The sequence below is a fragment of the Pontibacter qinzhouensis genome, from assembly GCF_008017455.1.
GTDB lineage: Bacteria > Bacteroidota > Bacteroidia > Cytophagales > Hymenobacteraceae > Pontibacter > Pontibacter qinzhouensis.
The window spans coordinates 19,655-40,764 of the sequence record NZ_VRTY01000055.1 but is presented as its reverse complement, the minus strand read 5'-3'; the positions used below and the strand labels follow the sequence as shown (position 1 = coordinate 40,764).

Genomic DNA, 21,110 nt, shown 5'->3' with positions numbered 1-21,110 from the left:
CAAATCCGCTCATCCTAAGTGGCGCCGCTTGGCCCGGAACGGTGGCGCTGCTTGCCCGGAATATTCACCTGAAATTGATTTCTACTAAATCTTTATCATCTACTGTGTTATCAGAGGTATCAACGCTTTCATCTTTCTCTGCTTTTAAAACCTTTGACCATAGGTTATCTGGAATTATACATACAATGACGTTAGGCGTTTTATTTTCTGCCAAGAACTCGATGTGCTGTAAATAGATCTCGGCTACCTCTTTGATACCAGCCTGTCGATTTTTAGACTTGCCAACGTCCCTGATGATTTTATTTATATCTGTGTCGTTAATCTGTCTAAAGTATGATGGATTATAGACCATCTTTGCTTGAAAGCCACCATATTCGTTAAAACCACAAAACGAGGTGAAGAGATTAGGTTGTTTACTTGGTTTGGCATCGATGAAGTCGGAGCATAGGTGTAGCCACTCCTGGAACTTTTCGAAATTTTGGTGCGTGCCAATAATGCCTAAAACTATTTCTTTAGGCTTGGTGCTGAAAAGTAAAGGTTGACTATCGTAAGTCTCAAAATTGGATATGCCAAACCGAGGACATACATGGCTGTCATTAGCGAACTGTAGCAATGGCTCTTTTAAAAAATCAATCTTCATCTCTTATGTCAATAGGTGCTTCGATATCACGCAATAATTTACTCTCTTCTTCAGTCTCTGTATTTAACCACCCTTTCTCGTCCAGCATAATATCCGTTTTAAATGATGCTAACTGGTGAAACTGTAAGTATGGATAGTCACGGGTGAAAAAATCCCTGTATGTGAGCTTATAAGTAATGAATCTAAGGTGATTGTATACTGATGAGTTACGCTCTAACTTTTTGAGCTGAGACACTTTTTTGTAACCGACTTTGCTTTTACGCTGACCATTCACCGTTACTGCCCAAGTCGGGTTGATACATAAGTACCATCTATCACCGAAATCCTTTATATCTATGCTGAAGGCAAAATGTGTACAGTAGTGGAATTTTCCTTTATCCCAATATCTCGCTTTGAAGACAGTTCGTTTAGCTTGTTTAGTACCCACCCAACTCTCTTTCTTCTCAAAGTTACCCTCAATAGGATTGGGAGCGATATATCTGAATAGTTTATCTTCTACATCCCATTCAAACTTTTGCTTATATAGCACCTGTTGCATGCAATTGCGCAAAAGTGACTTGAATATGTTTTTATGGTCTTCGCTAATTGAACAAAAGTCTTCTGGTGTGAAACTTTCAACAAGTGAGGTATCTACGACTGATGAAATAGGTTTATTATGATCGCTAAGATCATGGAATGTTATGATTTGATTTTTAAAAACAACCCAATCAGTACCAAAATTTAACCCTTTCTGACGCATAGCGCTCCATACAACAGCACGTGGAGTAGCTGTGAATTTAAGCCGTTTATCTGTTTCCCACGATGCTTTTATGACCTCATCTCTTTCGAAGTTCATGGGCGCAATAAAAATGTTATCTGATGGGAATGATATCTTTAGCAGATTAGAAACCAGTTTTTCATTTCCCTCAGGTACAGGTTTAATAGTAGGGCTATGCGTATTGTATAAACGGGAAAACCGATGTAGGAAATCATGTTTTTCCGCTTCAAGTAGGTCTAATTCTTGGTGAAATTGTATCGGAACAGATTTCGTCCCAACGTTTTTTAAGTCGATATTTTCGACCTTCTTCGCATATAGCCTATTTTGATCATTTCGGTTGTCATAAATAATCAGTAGGATATCATTAGGGAGATTCTGCCAGTACTCTACATGAGACCTTTCAGCATAAAAGGTAAATGTCTTCGTATTCGGATTTTCATTTTTAATATACCCTTTGTCTTTTTCGGTAGACTTTAGCTGTACTTTTAGAATCTCAGCCATAGGCTCACCTTTATCGTTGTATAGCTCTAATTCTCCATCGATACCAATATCATCGTGGGTTATGGCTCTCCATGATATCTGTGGATTATGAAATGCGCAATACTCGGCAAGCTTAGCATTGCCCTTATTGTCGATTACCCTCGTGTCTGAATGTATCTTTGACATAAGACGTTTCCTTCTATTCTATTGTACAAGCTATTTATTGAGTATTGTAAGCTGTGTTAGTACCTCCATGAAGCTCGTCACAGCTCTTCCACAAGCTGTTGTACAGCTCTGATTTCTTAATCGCCATTAGTATTTTTTATTGGAAACTATAAGCTCTTTCACGTCAATGTCCAGCACCTCCGCTATTGACCACAGCACTTCCAGGCGAGGTTGCTGCCTGTTCTGCGCATAAGAGTTGACCATGTTGTAACTCTTGCCTATTTTCTCGGAAAGCCACGTCTGCGACACGCCCTTCTCGGCTAAAACTTCTTTGATGCGGTTCATGCTGTATTGACAGAGGTATAACCCGAAGATAATATATAAATATTTTGTATCTTATATTTTGAGATATTTTTAGATGTTTTATATCAAATACCTTCCATGATGGAATATGAATATTTTAAAAGGTTTGCACCTACCAGAAAAGAGAATGAGACAAACAAAGAAAAGTGTGCTGTGATCTATACACGTGTTTCTTCTAAAGAACAACTCACGAATGACAGCTTAGATACCCAATATAAAGAATGTACAAGCTTTGCGCTGAAAAATGGCTTCAAGGTCAAAAAGTATTTCGGAGGCGTGTTTGAGTCTGCCAAGTCAGACGAAGATCGGAAAGAGTTTCGGGCGATGTTAAATTACGTCACCAACGAAAAGAATAAGATTGGGGCTATCATATGCTTCAACTATGATCGTTTTTCACGAACAGGGTTGCAAGCAATTGAGATAATATCGCTCTTGCAACGCCACTCTATCAAAGTTTACTCAGCAATCAACACTTTCGACCCTGAATCTATAGAGGGGAAAGTTATGTTGACCATGACCTTGTTGCAAGCTAACATATCTAACGTGAATAAAAGTCTGGATACGAAGCGGAAGATGAGGGAGAAAATGAGTAATGGCATCTGGGTACACAATTGCCCTCGTGGGTATGCGAGAGATGAGAAAAAGAACATTTACATTACCAAAGAAGGCGAACATATCAGAGAAGGCTTTAAAATGCTTTTACAGGGTTTCTCGCCAACTGAAATACAGCGGTTTTTGCTTCTTAAGGGGTTGCGAATAAATACCAAAAGGTGGGCTGAGATTTTTCGAAATCCTTTTTATTGCGGTATAATGCTTTCTAACTCTTTAGATTATAAACCAGCGGAGGGGAAACACCCCAAGCTTGTCTCGGTGAAGGAATTTAAACGAGTGATGGAAATTTTAAATAGACATGAACATCCAAAAAACGCTGATTTCATAGTCAATCATGGAGTTCCACTCAAAGGGTACCTGAAGTGCGCAAACTGTGGTACCAAGTTTACTGGATATCTTAACAGAACGAAGAAAAAGCATTATTACATCTGTAACAACAAAGAGTGTCGTTCTAATGTCTCTGCTGTAAAGGCTAACCAAGAGTTTGTTGAACATCTCCAAAATATGGTTCCGAGGTCTATTGCGTCACCTTTGATAGCCAAAAGACTGGAAGAGTTATTTATCGAACTGGACAACATTAACTCGAAAGATATCCAAAGCAATGAGAACGAACTGGCTTCGGTAAAATCGAAAATAAATCTTCTGGCTGATAAATTGCTTGCTGGCGTTGTATCTAACGACTTGTTCAAAGAAAAACTCGGTGAACTTGAATTTGAAAAGGAGAGATTAGAGGCTCTGCTGGAAAAACAACGGATAAATTTATCGAACCCAAAAGAAATTGTGAGAAAATGTGTACGATACGTACGAGAATCGCCTTTTCTGTGGCAGAATGAGGGTTTTGCGGTTAAGCGAAGGGTGCAGCAAACAACTTTTAAAGGCGATATCTATTACGACAAGAAAAACAGCCGTTATCGAACCAAAGATGTTAACTATTTATTTCACATAATTAACTTGATAACAGCAAGTTACGGCAATAAAAAAGCGGACTTATCACTTAAAATAGTGAATAAGTCCGCTTCAGTACCTTGGGCCGGAGTCGAACCGGCACGAGTGTAACCTCACAGGTGTTTGAGACCAGCGCGTCTACCAATTCCGCCACCAAGGCAAAAGCGTCCCTCTTTCAGGAACGTGCTGCAAACTTAGATAATGTTTCTTTTATTCGCAACAGGTATTTTTTCTTCAGGTAATATGTTTTTACTTCCTCTAGTGCGGCATTTTTCGTAACTCCATGAAGATCAGGGAATCGCTGCAGGGTGGGCAGAATGTCAGCGTCTAAAGTTGCAGTTAAACCAGCCACATTTTCTCCTATTTCGTGCAGCTTGGCCGCATCAAAGTCAAATTCCAGCTCCATCAGCTCCTCGTTTATGTCCATCATCTCCATCAGGAAGTCGGGAGGGAGATCGTTTTTGCCACCTTCCTCTAATATGCCATGCTCCTTCAGGATGTACTGCATGCGCAGGTCCGGGTTGCTGAGGGTGCGGTAGGCGTTGGTGTTAACGGTAGAGAGTTGCAGGATCTCCTGCTGCTTCTCGGGCGTGTCGTTGGCAAAAAAATCGGGGTGGTAGGCGCGGCTAAGTTCATAGTATTTTGCCTTTACCGCTTTCTCGTCCGCCAAAAAGCTTTCTGGTAAATTATAAAACTCGAAGTAGTTTGTCATGTAGCTATTTTCGAAACATCAATTAAACAAGGTGCAGCCTAAACAGCCGCATCCGCTAATTTACTCGGTTTCTAAACAAGAAGTTCAGCATTTGCGAAAAGCCTTCATAAAAACAGTACCAGGAATAAAAATTGGAACGATGGTAACAGTAGCTTTCTAACATGAACCGAAGTTAAACTCAATTTTACAATAGCACAAAAAAGTCCCCCTTTGAAGGGGGCTAGGGGGATGACAAAGGTGCAGCACAAAATTACGCACAACAACTTTCCTGAAATGCCTTCTAAATAAATTTTTCACAGGTGTAAGTCATCCCCCAACCCACTTAAAAGGGGGACAAAAAAATAGCAGCGTAAGGTGAGTTAGATTTGCTGAATTATTCTAATGAAAAAGCCCTCCAGAAGGATTTTTGGCCTTTTTAGGTCAAGGGTACACCAAGGATTTAAAACAGCAAAGGCTGCCGGTAAGGGCAGCCTTTGCTAATATAGAAATATGTAGTTGCTTACGCGTTAATTTCAGCAAGTACTTGTTTTACTTTTTCAGCGGCTTCTTTCAGCACAACAGCAGAGTACACTTTCAGGCCAGATTCATCGATAATGCGGGCACCTTCAGCGGCGTTTGTTCCCTGCAAACGAACGATGATCGGCACACGAATGTCGCCAATGTTTTTGTAAGCCTCCACTACACCATTTGCCACACGGTCGCAACGTACGATACCACCGAAAATGTTGATCAGGATGGCTTTTACGTTCGGGTCTTTCAGGATAATTCTGAAACCAGCCTCTACCGTCTGGGCGTTGGCGCTACCACCTACGTCGAGGAAGTTAGCAGGTTCACCGCCAGAAAGCTTAATAATGTCCATAGTAGCCATGGCAAGACCAGCGCCGTTTACCATACAACCTACGTTGCCGTCCAGCTTCACGTAGTTCAGGTTGTGCTCGCCAGCCTCAACTTCCAACGGATCTTCTTCCGAAAGGTCGCGCAGGTCGGCCAGGTTCTTGTGGCGGTACAGGGCACTGTCATCAATATCAACTTTGGCATCTACGGCCAGAATTTTATCGTCAGATGTTTTTAAAACCGGGTTGATCTCGAACATAGAAGCGTCGATATCGATGTAGGCTTTGTACAGGTTGGTCACGAATTTCACCATCTCCTTAAAAGCATTGCCGGTAAGGCCAAAAGCGAAAGCCACTTTACGCGCCTGGAAACCCTGCAGACCAACAGCCGGGTCGATCCACTCTTTAATGATTTTCTCAGGAGTTTTCTCAGCAACTTCTTCAATGTCCATACCACCTTCAGTAGATGCCATGATCACGTTCTGGCCTTTTGCGCGGTCCAGCAGAATGCTCAGGTAAAACTCTTTTGTTTCTGATTCGCCAGGGTAATACACATCCTGCGCCACCAGCACCTTGTTCACGTGCTTGCCTTCCGGGCCTGTCTGGTGCGTCACCAGCGTCATGCCGATAATCTGGGAAGAGATGTCTTTTACCTGCTCCAGGTTTTTGGCCAGTTTCACACCGCCGCCTTTACCGCGACCACCCGCGTGGATCTGTGCTTTGATAACGTGCCAGCCAGTACCGGTTTCTTCAGTCAGTCTCTTGGCAGCTTCTACCGCCTGCTCTGGCGTTTCGGCCACGATACCTTCCTGAATCCGGACACCGTAGCTTTTCAGAATGTCTTTAGCCTGATATTCGTGTATGTTCATGCTTTCAGTTTTATTGGATGCACGAAAGTAAGCCATTATCCCTTGAAATTCAAGTAAAATGTTAGATCAAAAATATAGGGCGCGCAAGTTATAGGCTAAGCCTGCTTTTGGCTATCGTTTTCTAGGGCAGTAGTTACAGGCAACGATATGGGCCTAAATGGAGTAAATTTAAAACGTGTTGTAAAAGCTACAACCCTAATCGGACTAAATTTACAAGATGCTGGATTTCTACACCTACTCCAAGCGGGTGGCTATGGCTGTTTTTATTACACTGCTTATGGCTGGTTTCTTTTACCTGCTCCTGCATGCCACGCACTTCTTTTTACTTGTTTTTGGTGGTATTTTGCTTGCCGTTTTATACTCAGCGCTTGCCAACTGGCTTGTTTCTAAAACGAACATGAACCGTAGCCTGGCGCTGGCGCTAGTCATACTGGGGCTTTTCGGCTTTTTGGTGGGAGCTGGGTTTTTAGTGGCGCCTGCCATAAGTGAGCAGGTAGAGGAAATGAAGGAATCGGTTCCGGAGATGTGGCAAAGCCTGAAAGGATGGCTTGCACAGCAACCCTGGGGCCCACGCATGCTGGAGGAGCTGGAGAACAACAGAGAAGACCTGATGCCCGACCAGCAGGCAGCACTTTCGAGGTTAAGCGGTATTTTCTCGTCTACGCTTGGCTTTATAACCGATGTGGGTATTGTCCTGATCACGAGCTTTTTCCTGGCCCTGAACCCATCGCTCTACCTCAATGGCTTTATTAAATTAATTCCTGTTAAACACCGCGGCCGCTCTTACGAAATAATTGATAAACTGTACGTAACGCTGCAGCAATGGCTGTCTGGCATGCTCATCGCCATGACCATGATCGGTGTAAGCACCTGGATTGTGCTTGCCCTGATGGGGGTGAAGCTGGCCCTACTGCTCGGTTTTATGGCCTTTTTCCTGAACGCCATCCCCAATATCGGCCCTATTTTGTCTGGAATACCTGTAGTGTTGGTCGGCCTGCTCGATAGCCCTGAAACCGCCTTGAAATTGATAATTGTATACACGATTGTGCAGTGTATAGAAGGCTATATTATAACGCCGCTCATTTTTGAAAGAACTGTAGCCTTGCCACCTGCCATCCTGCTGTTTCTGCAAGTACTGCTGGGCATTTTAATAGGGCCGTTGGGAGTGCTCATGGCCGCACCGCTGCTGGCTGTAGCCATGGTGCTCACTCAGGAGATTTATGTGAAGGATATGCTGGAGAAAGATACCAGCCAGCTGAGCTTTAGTGAGCAGCGGGCGCAGAACCTGGGCCAGGCAAAAGCCGATGAATAGAAGTAATTTGCATTAATTTTGCGAATAGCTCTTAAATTTATGTTTGTTTTGTAGCTTTGGAAGCGGTCTTGCTTCTCATTTAATATCCATACCAATTATTTTTATATTGTGCTGCAGGTAATCAATATCCATAAAAAATACGGTGCGCTCGAGGTTCTCAAAGGCATCGATCTGTCCATCCGGAGCGGAGAAGTAGTGTCTATAGTAGGGGCATCTGGCGCTGGCAAAAGCACCCTGCTGCACATACTCGGCACCCTCGACACAGCAGACACAGGCGATGTAATGTTCGACGACCGCAATATTGCCAAACTCAACGCCACCGACCTGGCCCGTTTCCGGAACAAGCACATCGGGTTTATTTTCCAGTTCCACAACCTGCTGCCCGAGTTTACTGCCGTCGAGAACGTATGCCTGCCGGGTTACCTGGCTGGCCGGCCCGAGAAGGAGGTGGAGGAGCGTGCAAAGGAGTTGCTAACCATGCTGAACCTGTCGCACCGGTTGCACCACAAGCCTTCCGAAATGTCGGGGGGGGAGCAGCAGCGGACAGCGGTGGCACGGGCGCTCATCAATTCGCCCCGCATCATCTTCGCCGACGAACCGAGCGGTAACCTTGACTCGCAAAATGCACAGGAGCTGCACCAGATATTCTTTAAGCTGCGCGATGAGTTCAATCAAACTTTCGTAATCGTGACTCACAACCTCGAACTTGCCGAAATGGCCGACCGCACCCTCACCATGAAAGATGGCCTTATTGTGCAAGGTGACTCACTGGTATAAAAAGACATAAGACACAGCACATATAACGCAGGTCTATTCTTATGCCTTGCGTTCTGCCCACCCTTACATCCAGTTTCTCCTGCTTCAGCCAAACACGCCTTAGACCCTTGGCCCGATTTGGCTCATTTTCTTTTGGAAGGCCATTTTCATTAGAATAATCGAAGGCTGCGCCAAATTTAAAATAAGCAATCATAAACTATAGAAGGCTTTCCAGAAGATTGCTTTGTAAGGAAAGCCAAAGACTTAATTCTTCACTGATGCCTCTGGAAAGCCTTCCAGCGATGGGGGCGACAAAATCGGGATTCTTGCTATTTGCAGTGTTTTCAGCACCTGGATTGCTGCTCAGGCTCAACGTAAGCTTTGCTTACTGGTAATAACACCAGCAAGGGCAGGAAAGAAGGTCATCCTGAGTTTACCGAAGGAACTATTGCGTACAAAAAGGCTGATTATGGCATTTCTTGCTGCGCTCGCCATGCCATAATCTAAATTTAATAGTTCTTTCAATAATTGAGTGGCCCTGCCCCCAGCTCAGAATGACCTAAAAACTTGGCTTAGAAGATCTTATTACTATATTCCTATAAGCTCTCTCCCTTAGCTTGATCAAGGCAAAAAGAACAAGAACAAGAACTTAAGCTACTAAGCCAGTAGCCATTGCTCATGAATCTCGCGCACAAGATCCTTTGGATGACAGCGGGAATGGCTAAGGTATATTTCAAGGTTGAAGTAGACAATTATATATATTTGTTGACACAGATTGGAAAATATTAGTCTTCATTCTGTAAAACTCAGGCAATCTATCAAATCCTGAATTCAGAAGATCCTGAAAAACAATGAAGAAGTATTGTGGCGCAGCTGCACTACTGGTTCTATAAGTAGCTGACACTTAGAAAAAAGCAAACTCATCCTTTTCTCATTTAAATTCGTACTATATATCCCTCTTTTCCTTTTTTATTACCAATTTTCCGGTGCTGTGGGGAAGAGGCTTCAAGTAATGAAAAATAATTTTTAATTACTTGATAATCAGTTTAATAAATTGTGTGTTTTTTTACGATTCTGGCACTAATCGGGCACCTGCTGTGTTTATTAATTGTACTAAAAAGCTAAGAAGAAATGAGTCAAACACAAAAAGACACCTCTGTGCAGAGAAAGCCGAAAGTCGAGAGCTATGATATAGCGAAATCGGATGAAACGCTGCATCTGGCTGTTGATCTGGCTAAGTTCATAAAGGAAAACAAACTTTATCAAAATATACAAGGCAAAGAGTATGTTAACGTCGAAGGCTGGCAATATGCCGGTTCGCGGTTAGGTATTCTGCCGGTAGTAGAGCATGTAGTCAACATCAGCACCGACGATGAAATTAAATACCAGGCCAAAGTTAACCTGCTCGATCTGAGGAGCCAGCAGGTGGTAGGAGCTGGTTTTGCGATCTGCTCCAACCGTGAGCAAGGCAAGAAGTACTATCAGGAGTTTGCTATTGCGTCTATGGCGCAAACGCGTGCTATTGGTAAGGCTTACCGTAACATCCTGGCCTGGATTATCAGGGCAGCTGGTTATGAGCCTACACCTGTCGAGGAAATGGATTATGCTGGCAACGAATCGGCCAAAGTAGCTGTGCCAACCGAGAAAAAGGCCACTATGAAGGCAGCACCTGCCACAGCAGCTACTACCGAGCCAGCAGAAGCAGAAAAAACGCCGGGTGTACGTTATGCCTCTGCCAAGCAAAAAGAAGAAATCATCCGCCTGCTGAACAACCCGGTTATTACACGCCAGGAAAAAACGAAGATGTTACTCAACATTAATCGCTTGGACGAAGAACGTGCGGCGCAGGCTATCGAGAAACTTAAAAAAGTAATCGAAGACCGCGAAGATGGCCAGTCGGCTGCTGCCTAAGCGTTTTAGTTAACAATGTTTTTGCAGGCCCTGCTTCTGAAAAGAGGCAGGGCTTTTTTTGTCCAAACTTATGCGTTATGAGATGTGCCCTATTTCTGGAACACGCCCTTTCTCCGGCCTGCTTTCTCCTTAACAATTTTGTTAGGAAGAGACCAGGCCGGAAAAGCAATACCTATAGCTGGGAATAAGAAGCAGGAACCAGGAAATATTTAGTTATGTGCGACACCGTATGCGCATACTCCGGCATGGCGCTAAGCTTTTTCCATTCGGGGTCTGCACTAAACTTTTTCCAGCTTTGCTCCAGGTCTTCTTTGTTTTTGAAGGTAAGCATGTAAGTCAGGTTAGGCCGTTGTGGGCCGATCAGGGTTTCGCCGAAAAACACTGGAGTAAGGCCGGTGCGCCTGAAAATCGGAATTTCACCGCCTTCGTTAAACATGTGCACTTTCTTTTTGCCGCTGGCCTCGCTGTGGCTCTCGTAGGTGCGTAACTCAAACATGCGTTCCTGGTTCTGGCTTGCTGCCTTTGGCACTTCCAGCACAGGCATATCCTTAAAGGCCAGCAGCAGTGAGCTCTCTATGCGCAGGTAAGCAGGGTTTGTATGGGCAGCCTCCAGGTAAGGTTTGGCAGCCAGCTGGTAAGCGGCATCTTTCTCGAGCTGCTCTGTTACCTTGCTGTACTGCTGCAGCGAGGCAAACGGTATCAGGACAAACAGCACCGGCTGCTTGGCAACCTCCATCTCCTTAAATACTCCTACCGTTTTGCTTCCTAGCCGGTTTAGTGCCGGAATGGCGGCAGACTTTAAGTACTCTTCTGTTAGCTGCTGCTGCTGCTCCGACTGAAACGTGTATTTACGGAGTTCATAATACTCCTGCGCCCCTTTACGTTGCGCAGTGGCCGCAAAGGCAGCCACTAAGCAAAACAGGCATAGCGCTGTAGAAAAAAGAATCTGCCTGAAAGACTGAGTTCGTACGTGCATGAGAAATAAAATTAAAGTAGCGTTTGCTAACAAGTAGTAGTTTTCTCCTGAATGTAAGTTTTTTTCGCAAAAACTACCTTCTGTTTAGAAAATAATTTAAACCAAGCGTGTAAGAAGTTAACTTGAGCGAATAGACATTGTTATTAGATACAGAAGCAGGAGGCATATACGCCGCTAAAACTTCCAGTTTCCGGTTAATGGCTACACCACCCCGAACCGTAATAGAAACCCAGATAGGATGTATATCAAAATGATTTTTTTCTACTGTGGGTGCATAATCATAAGGTATGGTCGGGTTGTAGTACTGGCTGTTGTAGGTATTGTCAGAAAAGCTGGAGTAGTTCAGCTGCCCTCCAATGCTGAAAAAGCCTTTCAGGTTTTCTGTGTTGTATACATTGTAGATAACCTGTGGGTTCAGGCTGGCAGTTTTCTGGCTTAAAGAATAAGTGTGCTCCGTTACTCCGCTACCAGAGCGCTCTGTTTTTTCGAGGGTGTAAGTGGTAGCACTGGCAGCAAGTTCCAGCCTTAAAAGTAATCGTTGCACATGCTGGTTCACAAATAAGTCGGCTCCAACCAGGAGTTGTGGTGCCAGGTTAGCAGAAGCTTTATCGGCGTTCTGTAAACTATGCTTCCCCGTTACAGTAGCCTGGTTGCTGCTGAGCCCGATGCCTGCAAAAAATCTGAAATTACCAGATGTAAAGGGAGTAGCTGCAGGTGCATCTTTAGGTTTGTTAATTGCTTTTGCAATATCTATAAACGTGTAATCGCGGTAATTTGCCGCTTGGATAGCGCGCTCTAATTGGGGCGTTTTTACTTCGTAGGTGGCTGCCAGATGCAGCAACTGGCCGATATAACCTTTCTGAGTAACTACTTTTCGCTGGCTGTTTAAATATAGGTTATAATAAAGCTCCTGTGGCTGAGCGTTATGTTGCTCCTGCACAAAGAACCTCGTTTTCAGCATATCGGTGTAAGAGAGGAGTTTTACTATTTCTCCTTTCTCCAGCACTTTCAGAAAAACAGTGGCATTGGTAACCTCCAGCGACGTGTTATAGGTAAGGTTCTTCAGATCTGTAACGTTCGTAGTTATCGGGCCTTCGTAGCGTTGGTAAGCTTCAAGTCCGGTAATTTCGAAGTAGCTGGCAGCATGAACATCGAATTCGGTAACAGCCGGGTCGGTGGCAGATTTTTTAAAGGAGAAGGAGGTGGGCGAAAGTACCCACTCTTTGTAGTTGATAAAGCCTTGTACCGTATCGCCTGCAGTAGTAACCACATAGCCAGGTTTGAAATTAGATTGCGCATGCAAAAGAAAAGGGCACAGCAGGAGAAGGCACAGGAGGGAGATGAAATGCTTTTGAGCATTCATAAAGCTAAAACGTTGTAAGGGTGGTAGAGTTTATTTCGATAATAATCTGATAATTGTGCTTCAAGTTACTAAAATAGTTAAAACTTCACCTGAAAGTAAAATAAATTAAAGGTTTGGTAGCATCTAAAGGACTTATTCTCGCTCTTGTTTCTATTTTGTTCAGCCTGTTTGTAAGCAAATGCTTGAAACATTAAAGTGTGTGCACAGCATCAATAGAGAAGGTTCCCTGCAAAGCCTTGACCTTCCGGAGGTTATTTTTGCTCCGGAAGGCCATTTTCATTAGAATAATTTGACTTAGTATGGCTGGTGTTAACCAGCGCTAATGTACATGCTGCTGGCTTGTCGGTTTTTGCGGATTCTCTGCTGCAGGTAATTTAGTCGGCTGGTACGTTTTTTGGGTGTCGCCACAACCGAGCATCGACTTCCCGAAATAAGGGTTCCGGATTTCCTTTTGCTCACTTAACCAAAAGGCTCCGGCATCGTTGTCGGCCATGGGGCACGATTGTTTATAAGCTACATGCTCCTGCACCCCAAACAGCTCTACCGCCTCAATCAGGTAGTTCGATAGTGGCGAGAAAGCAATACGCTGTTTTTCCAGGTCCTGCAGTTTCTGTATGGCTTCCGCATTTTGGGTTAGTGCTGGCAGCAGTTTAATCCAGCGGGTATGTGTTTCCTCATCGAGCAAGGCCATGTCTACCTGCTCCAGCGCCAATAAAAAATTGCCTGCTGCCGTGCGTGCTGCTGGCATATTGGAGGCAACCAGGGCATTTTTCAATAAGAAATACCTTTCCACCAACTTGCTGAACTGGCTCTGAAATGCAGCCGGTACAGAGGCGGTTCTGGACGTTGGAGACGTCATCATGCTATAGTTGCCGCTAAGTTGTGCCGCGCCGTCTACGGCAAAAACACCATTGGTTACTACCTCTTCGCCTGCACTTAAACCTGCTTCTATGGCATAGCTTTCTCCACTCAGCGGCCCCAGCGTTACCTCACGCATCTCAAAGGAAGGGTGTTCCTGCTGACCGTTTTTTACATAAACCACTGAGCGTTTGCCAGTCCAGAGAACTGCAGTCCGGGGAATGTTAAGGCCAGTGCTTTCGGTGCTGGCGGCCGTCCGGATGGTGGCATTTACGAACATGCCGGGCCTGAACTGGTTGTTCGGGTTAAGAACCTCCGCCCGCACTTGTACGGCCCGGGTACCCGAGTTAAGGGTAGGCGTTATAAACTGTATTTTTCCCGAAAACTCTTTTCCCGGAATACCTGCCACTGTAAAAGTAAGCGGAGCGCCTTCCTGTACCTGTCCCAGGTTACTTTCATAAGCATCGAGTGTAACCCAAACTGTTCCAAGGTTGGAAACGGTAAACAAGGTAGAACCTGTGTTCACATAATCGCCGGTTGCCACCAGCCGCTCTGTTACAACCCCCGAGGCATTGGCATAAATATCAAAAGAAGTAATTAGCTCGTTTGTGCTTTCAATGCGCTGGATCTGGTTGTTGGTGAGCCCCAGTAAGCGGAGTTTCGTTTTAGAAGCTTCATAAAGCTCTGGCATCAGTTCTCTGGATCTGGCAGCCTCCTGTAGCTCGCGTTGCGCAGATATCAGCTCCGGCGAGTATAGCGAGGCGAGTCGCTCTCCTTTCCGCACCGGTTGCCCCAGCGAATTAACATACAGCCGCTCCACCCGCCCCGGGAACCTGGCCGTAATAGCCGACAGGTTCTGCTCGTTCTGCTGGATGGTGCCCGATAGCGCCAGTTCGTTCGCTGTGCTGCCCGTTCCTACCACAGTTGTCTGGATATTGGCCAATGCTACCGCTTCCGGCGTCATCTCCAGTACATAAGGGTTTGCCTGTGCCGCACTTCGGCCACCTGCCACAACCGGAATCAGGTCCATGCCGCAGATCGGGCATTTGCCTGGCCCTTCCTGCCTTATTTGTGGGTGCATAGAGCAGGTGTATTGGTGGTTGCCAGCTGCCTCAGCGGTATGGTCGTGCTTCGCCTCAGATCCTCCTCTGCCAAAGAGCAGCCAGCCCAGCCCCAGCCCAGCCAAGGCAATCAGTATGTAGGTGACATATGTTTTATTTCTTGCTGTCATGGTTTCTTATTTTTATTTCTGATGATGCTTCAGCATCAAACCAGATTTTTTACTCTTAATTTCTATATAAACTTATTTCATGGCGCGAGCGTCCTCGCTCGTGATGCTTATTCCGCGGCCTCTGGCCGCCTGGGAACAAAACATTAGTTCGGCCAGAGGCCTCAGAATAGTAGACACGAGCGAGGACGCTCGCGCTATAAATATTTTTCTTTCGTTCTATTATTTACTCTGGATAAGTAAAGTACGCGTTGCAAGCTCGCACCAGCAGAATACTTTCATATTTCCAAAGCTTCAAATTTTCAAATCAGCCATCTAACAATTAACAATCAAACCCCTCATTCATCGCTGCTCATTAACCTCCTGATCGCCGAAACTGCTATATGCTGGTCTACCACCGCCTGTAGTTGCTGCTGTTTGTAACTAAGCAGGTTCTGCCGCTGCCGCAACACTTCTTCCAGACCAGTGGCGGCTACGGTGTAGTTGGTGGTGAGTAAGCGGATAGCCTGCTCGTTTAGTGCCACCTGGTCCTGTAGCAGTTGCAGCGTGCTGTTGGTGCGCTGGTACTCATAAAGCAGGTTCTCCAGCTCTGTGAACAATTGCCTCTCCGTGTATTCCTTCTGATAGCTGGCTGCCTGCTGTGCGTATTCGGCTTCTTTTTGCTGCGCATTATATTTTTTACGATAAATCGGCAGCGAAATGCTTACCATCGGCATCAACATGTTGCCACCAGACATCTCACCCATCATCGCATCCTGCCGCGGCTGGAAAACCATGTAGTTTAGTCCTATCCCGATCATAGGCCGACCCATGAGTTGCGCCATCCGCAGCTGCGAAGCCCTTGCTTTTTCGTCCCAGGAGTACATCTGCAGCATCGGGTGGTGCTCCCGTATCGAGTCCTGCAGCAGGGCCAGCGAAGCGGGCAGTGCCGTAGCTCCTAAGGTATCGGTTACCGCTACTGGCAGGTCTGGCTGGCGGTGCAGCAGGTTGTTAAACTGTACCTCCAGCGGCCTCCTGGACTGCCTGAGCACGTGCAACCTGTTCTCCAGCTCCTTTACCTGCACCTTAATCAGAATAACATCTACCATAGTGCCGCCCGATGTGCCACCCATAGACGACATGGCCGAGCCACTGCTCATGCCGGGGCTGCTGCCTTGTGTGGCAGGAGCGGAGCTACTACTACCCATGCCTGCCATACCTGCTCCAGCCGAGCCTCCACCTGTAGTGCCCGTGGCAGCACCAGCACGTTGAGGCGTACCACCGGAGGCAGCACCAGCAGTGGGCGGAGATTTGTATTTGGCGAGCGAGATCCGTTCCAGCGCCTGCATTATCTCCAGTTCCTTTTCCACCAACTGCTCCTCCTTATCAATGCGGTAGAGGGTGTACCAGGTAGAGCGTACTTCGTGGTAAAGATTAATTTTGGCTTCAATAAAAGAGGAAAACTTCATCTGAGCCATAAACTTAGCCTCGTCTTTGGCGGCACCCAGCGAGCCGAACCAAGGGAACATCTGCATCACCGACACGTCGCCTAGCTGGTTGCCCATGTAACGCTCCATAGGCCGCAGGAAAAAACTGAAATTGGCTTCCGGGTCTGGCAAACTTCCCACCTGTGGCACCCGCTGTAGCGCTGCCTGGTACTCGGCGTAGTGCGCCTTCAGCAGTGGACTGTTCTCACCGGCCGTTGCCAGGTGCTCTTCCAACTGCTGTGCTTTCAGGGCTGGCAGCAGCGTCAGGAGCAGGAGGATAGAAATAAGTATTTTTTTCATACGGTATCCTTTTTAAGTTTAGATTCTTCGCGCCAGCTGTAAAGCACCGGCACAATGAAAAGTGTGATCAGGGCCACGGTCATGCCGCCAAAGGTTGGTATAGCCATCGGAATCATGATATCAGAACCTCGGCCAGAAGAGGTGAGCACAGGTAACAGCGCCAGCAAGGTAGTGGCTGTGGTCATGAGGCAGGGCCGCACGCGGCGCATACCGGCCTCCAGCACCGCCTGCCGCACCTCTTTCCGGGTGCCGGGCCTGTTGCTCTCAAAGCTTTGTTTCAGGTAAGTGCCGATTACCACGCCATCGTCGGTTGCTATACCGAACAGGGCTATAAAGCCGACCCACACGGCTACACTCAGGTTAAAGTCGCGCATCTGGAACAGCTGCCGCATGTTGGTGTCGCCCAGGGAGAAATTCAGGAACCAGTCTTGCCCGTAGAGCCACAGCATCAGGAAACCGCCTGCAAAAGCCATGGCAATAGCAGAAAATACAAACAGCGTAGTAGAAACGGACCGGAACTGGAAGTACAGGATCAGGAAAATAATAAGTAAACTGAGCGGAATAACCAGTGCCAGCCGCTGCTCTGCCCGCACCTGGTTCTCGTAGTTGCCCGAGAATTTGTAGCTCACACCGGCAGGCACCACCAGTTCGCCCAAGCTGATTTTCTGCTCAAGGTAACGCTGCGCATCCTCCACCACCGACACCTCTGCAAAACCATCCTGTTTATCGAGCAGCACATAACCTGTCAGAAAAGAGTTCTCTCCTCGGATCATCATCGGGCCAGGACGGTATACGACTTCTGCCACTTCGGCTAATGGTACCTGTGCGCCACTGGCGGTACTGATCAGTATATTGTTCACGGCAGTGGCATCGTTTCTGAATTCGCGGGCATAGCGGGCACGGATGGCGTAGCGTTCCCGGCCCTCCACTGTGGTGGTCATGGCCATGCCGCCCATGGCTACTTCTATGTACTCCTGCACATCCGTCACGTTCAGTCCGTAGCGGCCCATGGCCTGGCGGTTCAACTCTATTTCCATGTAAGGCTTGCCCAACGATCTATCAGCAAACACCGCCTCAGGTTTCACAGATGGTACTTCTTTCAGAAACCGCTCCAGCTGCAGGCTGAACTCCTCAATCGTTTTCAGGTCAGGGCCGTAAACTTTAATGCCCATGGGGGCACGCATGCCGGTTTGCAGCATAACAAGCCGCGTTTCGATAGGCTGCAGCTTGGGAGCAGACGTAACACCCGGTATGTTGGCGGTCGCTATAATTTCGTTCCAGATATCGTCGGGTGTCCGGATGTGGTCGCGCCACTGGCGGTAATACGCTCCTCGTTTGTCAGGAACCAGGTTGCCATCTGTATCACGTATAAAAGCACCTTCGTTGTTCGTTTTAAAGCGCAGCTTCTGGCCGTTTGCATCTGTCATGAACTCCGATTTGTACTGGATTACGTTTTCGTACATCGACATAGGCGCAGGGTCCAGGGCTGTTTCGGCGCGTCCGGCCTTGCCTACCACCATCTCCACCTCCGGGATGGCCGTAATGAGCATGTCGAGCTGCTGCACGATGCGGCGGTTCGCTTCTACGCCCGAGTGTGGCATGGAGGTGGGCATCAGGAGGAATGCGCCTTCATCCAGCGAAGGCATAAACTCCTTGCCCATTCCCGGAAAGGTATGTGTGAGGCTGCTCCAGGCGGAGCTGGTCCGGATGTTATAGCCTGTTTTATCTACGCTAGTTGCAAACCAGCCAAACACACTGCTAAACCCTAACCAGCTGAGCAGGCCCAGCATCATGATAAAAGACGGGATCAGCAGGAATGTAGCTTTGTTGTGCAGGCACCAGAGCAACAGGCGCGGGTAAAGTTTAATGAAAAGGGAGAAGAACCCCAGCAAAATTCCAATTACAAGCAGCACAAACAGGAAATTCCCCACCAGGCTAACCGATACCCCCAACGGCATCCACTGCGAGGCCAACAGCCACGAAACAGCCAAAGCGGCAATAGCTACAGTGGCAGTGCTATGGTATCTGCCAAACTGCTCCGGCCGATAATAGTTCAGCAGGTTGTTAGCAGCAAGTAATAGGAGCGTAATACCAGCCAGCGGAAGTATAAACAGGGCTATAAAACCAAGAGCCAGCAACACCCAGTTAAAAATCAAAGACCAGCGCACATTCTTCGCTCCCAGCCCCAGCACCAAATGCGAGAAGGCAGGCATGAACACTATAGTAAAAACAAGAGATGCCACCAGGGCAAAGGTCTTCGTAAAAGCGAGTGGCCCAAACAATTTCCCTTCTGCCGCCTCCAGCGTAAACACGGGCAAAAAGCTGACGATAGTTGTAGACACAGCCGTGATAATAGCGGTGGCGACTTCTGTAGTGGCATTATACACAGTAGTAAGCAGCGACTGCCCAGGCGGTGCCTCTTCCCGGTGCCGCAGAATATTCTCGTTGAGGATAATGCCCAGATCCACCATGGTACCGATAGCAATAGCGATACCCGACAAAGCCACAATGTTGGCATCCACACGGAAGTAGCGCATCATGATGAAGGTCATGAGCACCGCCAGCGGCAACAGCGCAGAAATAAGGAGCGAAGCCCGCAGGTTGTACACCATCACGATGATAACGATGATGGTGATGAGGATCTGCAGCACTATGGCCTCGTTGAGCGTGTTCAGTGTTTCGTTTATGAGCTGCGTTCTGTCGTAAAATGGCACCACGGTTACTTTAGAAGTCCGTCCGTCGGCCAGCTTTTTGGAAGGAAGTCCGGCTGCAATTTCGTCTAGCTTTGCTTTGGTGTTGTTGATAACGGCCAGCGGGTTGTCGCCATACCGGGCAATTACTACTCCACCCACGGCTTCGGCTCCGCTCTTATCCAGGATGCCAAGCATGGAGCGATCGGCCGGACCGATGTTGACCCGCGCAATATCTTTTATCCGGATTGGTACGTTGTCTGTTACGCTTACTACGGCTTCTTCTATGTCGGCCAGGTTCTGTACATAGCCCAGGCCGCGCACCAGGTACTCCACCTGGTTTATCTCTACGGTGTTGGCACCTACATCCTGGTTGCTGTTCTTGAGGGCGGTCATCACCTGCATCATCGACACTTTGTTAGCGCGCATGGCGTTCGGGTCGAGGTCTACCTGGTATTCTTTTATATACCCGCCAATAGAGGCCACTTCGGCTACGCCCTCGGCTCCGGCCAGGGCGTAGCGCACGTAGTAGTCCTGGATGGTGCGCAGCTCGTGCAGGTCCCAGCCACCGGCCGGTTTGCCCTGTTCGTCGCGGCCTTCGAGGGTGTACCAGTATACTTGTCCTAAAGCCGTGGCATCGGGGCCAAGTTTAGGGGTAACATCGGCAGGGAGCAGGCCGGAGGGCAGCGAATTTAACTTCTCAAGGATGCGGGAGCGGCTCCAGTAGTATTCCACATCTTCGCTGAAGATAACATAGATGCTGGAGAACCCGAACATGGAGGTGGAACGAATCGCCTTCACGCCCGGCATGCCCAGCAGTGAGGTGGTGAGCGGGTAAGTAATCTGATCTTCCACATCCTGTGGAGAGCGGCCCATCCACTCGGTGAATATGATCTGCTGGTTCTCGCCAATATCCGGAATGGCATCTACTGGTACTGGGTCGCTTGGCAGAAACGGCACGTTCCAGTTGAAAGGCGCCGTTACAATGCCCCAGCTTACGATGAGCAGCAGCAGCAAGGTGGTCACCAGCTTCTGCTCCAGAAAAAATTTTATGATACTGTTCAGCATGCTTTTTTAAGACACAAGTATCAAGACACAGGACACAAGACCTTTTAAAAGAGATGTGTTTTTGATGAACTTCCAGCGGTGAAGGCACGGCAGGAGATTCAGAAAAACTGGCTTGATGCTTTATTCGATTAATTTGAAATTGAGCTGCAGCCCGAAAGGCACAGCAAACCATACCAGCCGCAGCAGAGGCCGGTAGACATCGAAAAAGCAAATCTTATAGAAGGAAGGATTGCACCAGCACCGGCACATCGCGGACCAGTGGGGGAGAGGAATAGTGGGCAAAGGTAGGTTTAAGAGCCATCTGCTGCTCAAACAGCTGTAGCAGCACAACTCGTACAGTTGCAATAAATTTAATGTCGAGCTGCTTTTGGAGGAGCTGCGCTTTTGTATCGGCTACATCGCCAACTTGTTCAAAAACAAAGGTTTGGTCGTCGCAGCAATCATCGTTGTTTGTATCGGGGGCGTGGCAGGGAGGCAGCTTCTGCTTTTGCTGCTCCATGGGGCAAGCTGTTGCTCCGCCAAACAGGCTGATGTCGTGCAGTTCGCCTTCACACAAGTGCATACCCACCGAGATGCCCGTCGAGGAGACAAGCAGCAGCAGCGTAAGGGCCAGCACAAGGAGTTGACGAAACAGCTTCATTTTTTAATATACGAATTGAAAGACACAGGACATAGGCCTTTTTCTGAAGATTGATCCTGTAACTGCTACAAAGGTAACGTGCAACTCTCAAAAGTACTTATATAATTCTTTAAATCTTTTACAGATTTTCCGAAGCAACAGGAGCAGCACCCGCTGGAGGGCCATT

15 protein-coding genes and 1 tRNA gene are annotated in these 21,110 nt (G+C 47.2%); 4 read left to right on the top strand and 12 right to left on the bottom strand.

Features of this window, described 5'->3' with window-relative positions:
* Nucleotides 1-64 precede the first annotated feature (64 nt).
* From FVR03_RS14660 to FVR03_RS14645, 3 genes are all read right to left on the bottom strand, one after another.
* Nucleotides 65-640: a hypothetical protein gene (locus FVR03_RS14660; protein WP_147922512.1), complete on the bottom strand. Its 576-nt coding sequence runs from the start codon at nucleotides 638-640 to the stop codon at nucleotides 65-67.
* Nucleotides 630-2,063, bottom strand: a complete 1,434-nt coding sequence (locus tag FVR03_RS14655) for a DUF4365 domain-containing protein (protein ID WP_147922511.1) — start codon at nucleotides 2,061-2,063, stop codon at nucleotides 630-632. Before FVR03_RS14655 ends, FVR03_RS14660 begins: the two co-directional genes overlap by 11 nt.
* 126 nt (nucleotides 2,064-2,189) lie before the next feature.
* The gene (locus tag FVR03_RS14645; RefSeq protein ID WP_147922510.1) at nucleotides 2,190-2,387 is read right to left on the bottom strand and encodes a helix-turn-helix domain-containing protein; all 198 of its coding nucleotides are present in this window, start codon (nucleotides 2,385-2,387) and stop codon (nucleotides 2,190-2,192) included.
* A gap of 96 nt (nucleotides 2,388-2,483) precedes the next feature.
* On the opposite strand from FVR03_RS14645, the gene FVR03_RS14640 reads away from it, so the two are divergent.
* Entirely contained in the window at nucleotides 2,484-4,073 is a 1,590-nt protein-coding gene (locus tag FVR03_RS14640) for a recombinase family protein (RefSeq protein WP_147922509.1), read from the top strand.
* On the opposite strand, the gene FVR03_RS14635 is transcribed toward FVR03_RS14640, so the two are convergent.
* The 3 genes from FVR03_RS14635 to sucC all read right to left on the bottom strand — a co-directional run bounded on the left by FVR03_RS14635 (nucleotide 4,039) and on the right by sucC (nucleotide 6,376).
* Nucleotides 4,039-4,122, bottom strand: a tRNA-Leu gene (locus tag FVR03_RS14635). The genes FVR03_RS14640 and FVR03_RS14635 overlap by 35 nt on opposite strands.
* Before the next feature lie 15 nt (nucleotides 4,123-4,137).
* Entirely contained in the window at nucleotides 4,138-4,674 is a 537-nt protein-coding gene (gene hscB / locus FVR03_RS14630) for a Fe-S protein assembly co-chaperone HscB (protein WP_147922508.1), read from the bottom strand.
* A gap of 499 nt (nucleotides 4,675-5,173) precedes the next feature.
* Nucleotides 5,174-6,376, bottom strand: coding sequence for an ADP-forming succinate--CoA ligase subunit beta (sucC, locus tag FVR03_RS14625; RefSeq protein ID WP_147922507.1), 1,203 nt, complete (start codon nucleotides 6,374-6,376; stop codon nucleotides 5,174-5,176).
* Between the two features lie 217 nt (nucleotides 6,377-6,593).
* Between sucC and FVR03_RS14620 the strand changes: the two genes are divergently transcribed.
* From FVR03_RS14620 to FVR03_RS14610, 3 genes are all read left to right on the top strand, one after another.
* A complete protein-coding gene (locus FVR03_RS14620) occupies nucleotides 6,594-7,688 on the top strand; it encodes an AI-2E family transporter (protein WP_147922506.1) in 1,095 nt (364 codons plus the stop codon).
* A gap of 108 nt (nucleotides 7,689-7,796) precedes the next feature.
* Nucleotides 7,797-8,465, top strand: coding sequence for an ABC transporter ATP-binding protein (locus FVR03_RS14615; protein ID WP_147922505.1), 669 nt, complete (start codon nucleotides 7,797-7,799; stop codon nucleotides 8,463-8,465).
* Nucleotides 8,466-9,575: 1,110 nt separating this feature from the next.
* Nucleotides 9,576-10,355, top strand: coding sequence for a hypothetical protein (locus FVR03_RS14610; protein WP_147922504.1), 780 nt, complete (start codon nucleotides 9,576-9,578; stop codon nucleotides 10,353-10,355).
* 172 nt (nucleotides 10,356-10,527) lie between these two features.
* Here FVR03_RS14610 and FVR03_RS14605 read toward each other — a convergent pair whose 3' ends face one another.
* From FVR03_RS14605 to FVR03_RS14580, 6 genes are all read right to left on the bottom strand, one after another.
* On the bottom strand, nucleotides 10,528-11,331 hold the full coding sequence (locus FVR03_RS14605; protein ID WP_147922503.1) for an NIPSNAP family protein: 804 nt from the start codon (nucleotides 11,329-11,331) through the stop codon (nucleotides 10,528-10,530).
* A gap of 73 nt (nucleotides 11,332-11,404) precedes the next feature.
* Entirely contained in the window at nucleotides 11,405-12,601 is a 1,197-nt protein-coding gene (locus FVR03_RS14600) for an outer membrane beta-barrel protein (RefSeq protein ID WP_187270174.1), read from the bottom strand.
* Nucleotides 12,602-13,013: 412 nt separating this feature from the next.
* Complete coding sequence (locus FVR03_RS14595; RefSeq protein WP_147922501.1) at nucleotides 13,014-14,783, bottom strand: efflux RND transporter periplasmic adaptor subunit; 1,770 nt, start codon at nucleotides 14,781-14,783, stop codon at nucleotides 13,014-13,016.
* Nucleotides 14,784-15,118: 335 nt separating this feature from the next.
* Nucleotides 15,119-16,546: a TolC family protein gene (locus FVR03_RS14590; RefSeq protein ID WP_147922500.1), complete on the bottom strand. Its 1,428-nt coding sequence runs from the start codon at nucleotides 16,544-16,546 to the stop codon at nucleotides 15,119-15,121.
* Nucleotides 16,543-20,304, bottom strand: coding sequence for an efflux RND transporter permease subunit (locus FVR03_RS14585; protein WP_147922499.1), 3,762 nt, complete (start codon nucleotides 20,302-20,304; stop codon nucleotides 16,543-16,545). Before FVR03_RS14585 ends, FVR03_RS14590 begins: the two co-directional genes overlap by 4 nt.
* Nucleotides 20,305-20,518: 214 nt before the next feature.
* Nucleotides 20,519-20,944: an HYC_CC_PP family protein gene (locus FVR03_RS14580; RefSeq protein WP_147922498.1), complete on the bottom strand. Its 426-nt coding sequence runs from the start codon at nucleotides 20,942-20,944 to the stop codon at nucleotides 20,519-20,521.
* Between the last annotated feature and the right edge of the window lie 166 nt (nucleotides 20,945-21,110).

What these genes read in the sequence shown, in the direction of transcription:
- FVR03_RS14620 (WP_147922506.1), top strand. Translation starts at nt 6,594, where the DNA reads ATGCTGGATTTCTACACCTACTCCAAGCGGGTGGCTATGGCTGTTTTT.
- FVR03_RS14645 (WP_147922510.1), bottom strand. Translation starts at nt 2,387, where the DNA reads ATGAACCGCATCAAAGAAGTTTTAGCCGAGAAGGGCGTGTCGCAGACG.
- sucC (WP_147922507.1), bottom strand. Translation starts at nt 6,376, where the DNA reads ATGAACATACACGAATATCAGGCTAAAGACATTCTGAAAAGCTACGGT.
- FVR03_RS14660 (WP_147922512.1), bottom strand. Translation starts at nt 640, where the DNA reads ATGAAGATTGATTTTTTAAAAGAGCCATTGCTACAGTTCGCTAATGAC.
- FVR03_RS14610 (WP_147922504.1), top strand. Translation starts at nt 9,576, where the DNA reads ATGAGTCAAACACAAAAAGACACCTCTGTGCAGAGAAAGCCGAAAGTC.
- hscB (WP_147922508.1), bottom strand. Translation starts at nt 4,674, where the DNA reads ATGACAAACTACTTCGAGTTTTATAATTTACCAGAAAGCTTTTTGGCG.
- FVR03_RS14655 (WP_147922511.1), bottom strand. Translation starts at nt 2,063, where the DNA reads ATGTCAAAGATACATTCAGACACGAGGGTAATCGACAATAAGGGCAAT.
- FVR03_RS14580 (WP_147922498.1), bottom strand. Translation starts at nt 20,944, where the DNA reads ATGAAGCTGTTTCGTCAACTCCTTGTGCTGGCCCTTACGCTGCTGCTG.
- FVR03_RS14585 (WP_147922499.1), bottom strand. Translation starts at nt 20,304, where the DNA reads ATGCTGAACAGTATCATAAAATTTTTTCTGGAGCAGAAGCTGGTGACC.
- FVR03_RS14595 (WP_147922501.1), bottom strand. Translation starts at nt 14,783, where the DNA reads ATGACAGCAAGAAATAAAACATATGTCACCTACATACTGATTGCCTTG.
- FVR03_RS14640 (WP_147922509.1), top strand. Translation starts at nt 2,484, where the DNA reads ATGATGGAATATGAATATTTTAAAAGGTTTGCACCTACCAGAAAAGAG.
- FVR03_RS14590 (WP_147922500.1), bottom strand. Translation starts at nt 16,546, where the DNA reads ATGAAAAAAATACTTATTTCTATCCTCCTGCTCCTGACGCTGCTGCCA.
- FVR03_RS14605 (WP_147922503.1), bottom strand. Translation starts at nt 11,331, where the DNA reads ATGCACGTACGAACTCAGTCTTTCAGGCAGATTCTTTTTTCTACAGCG.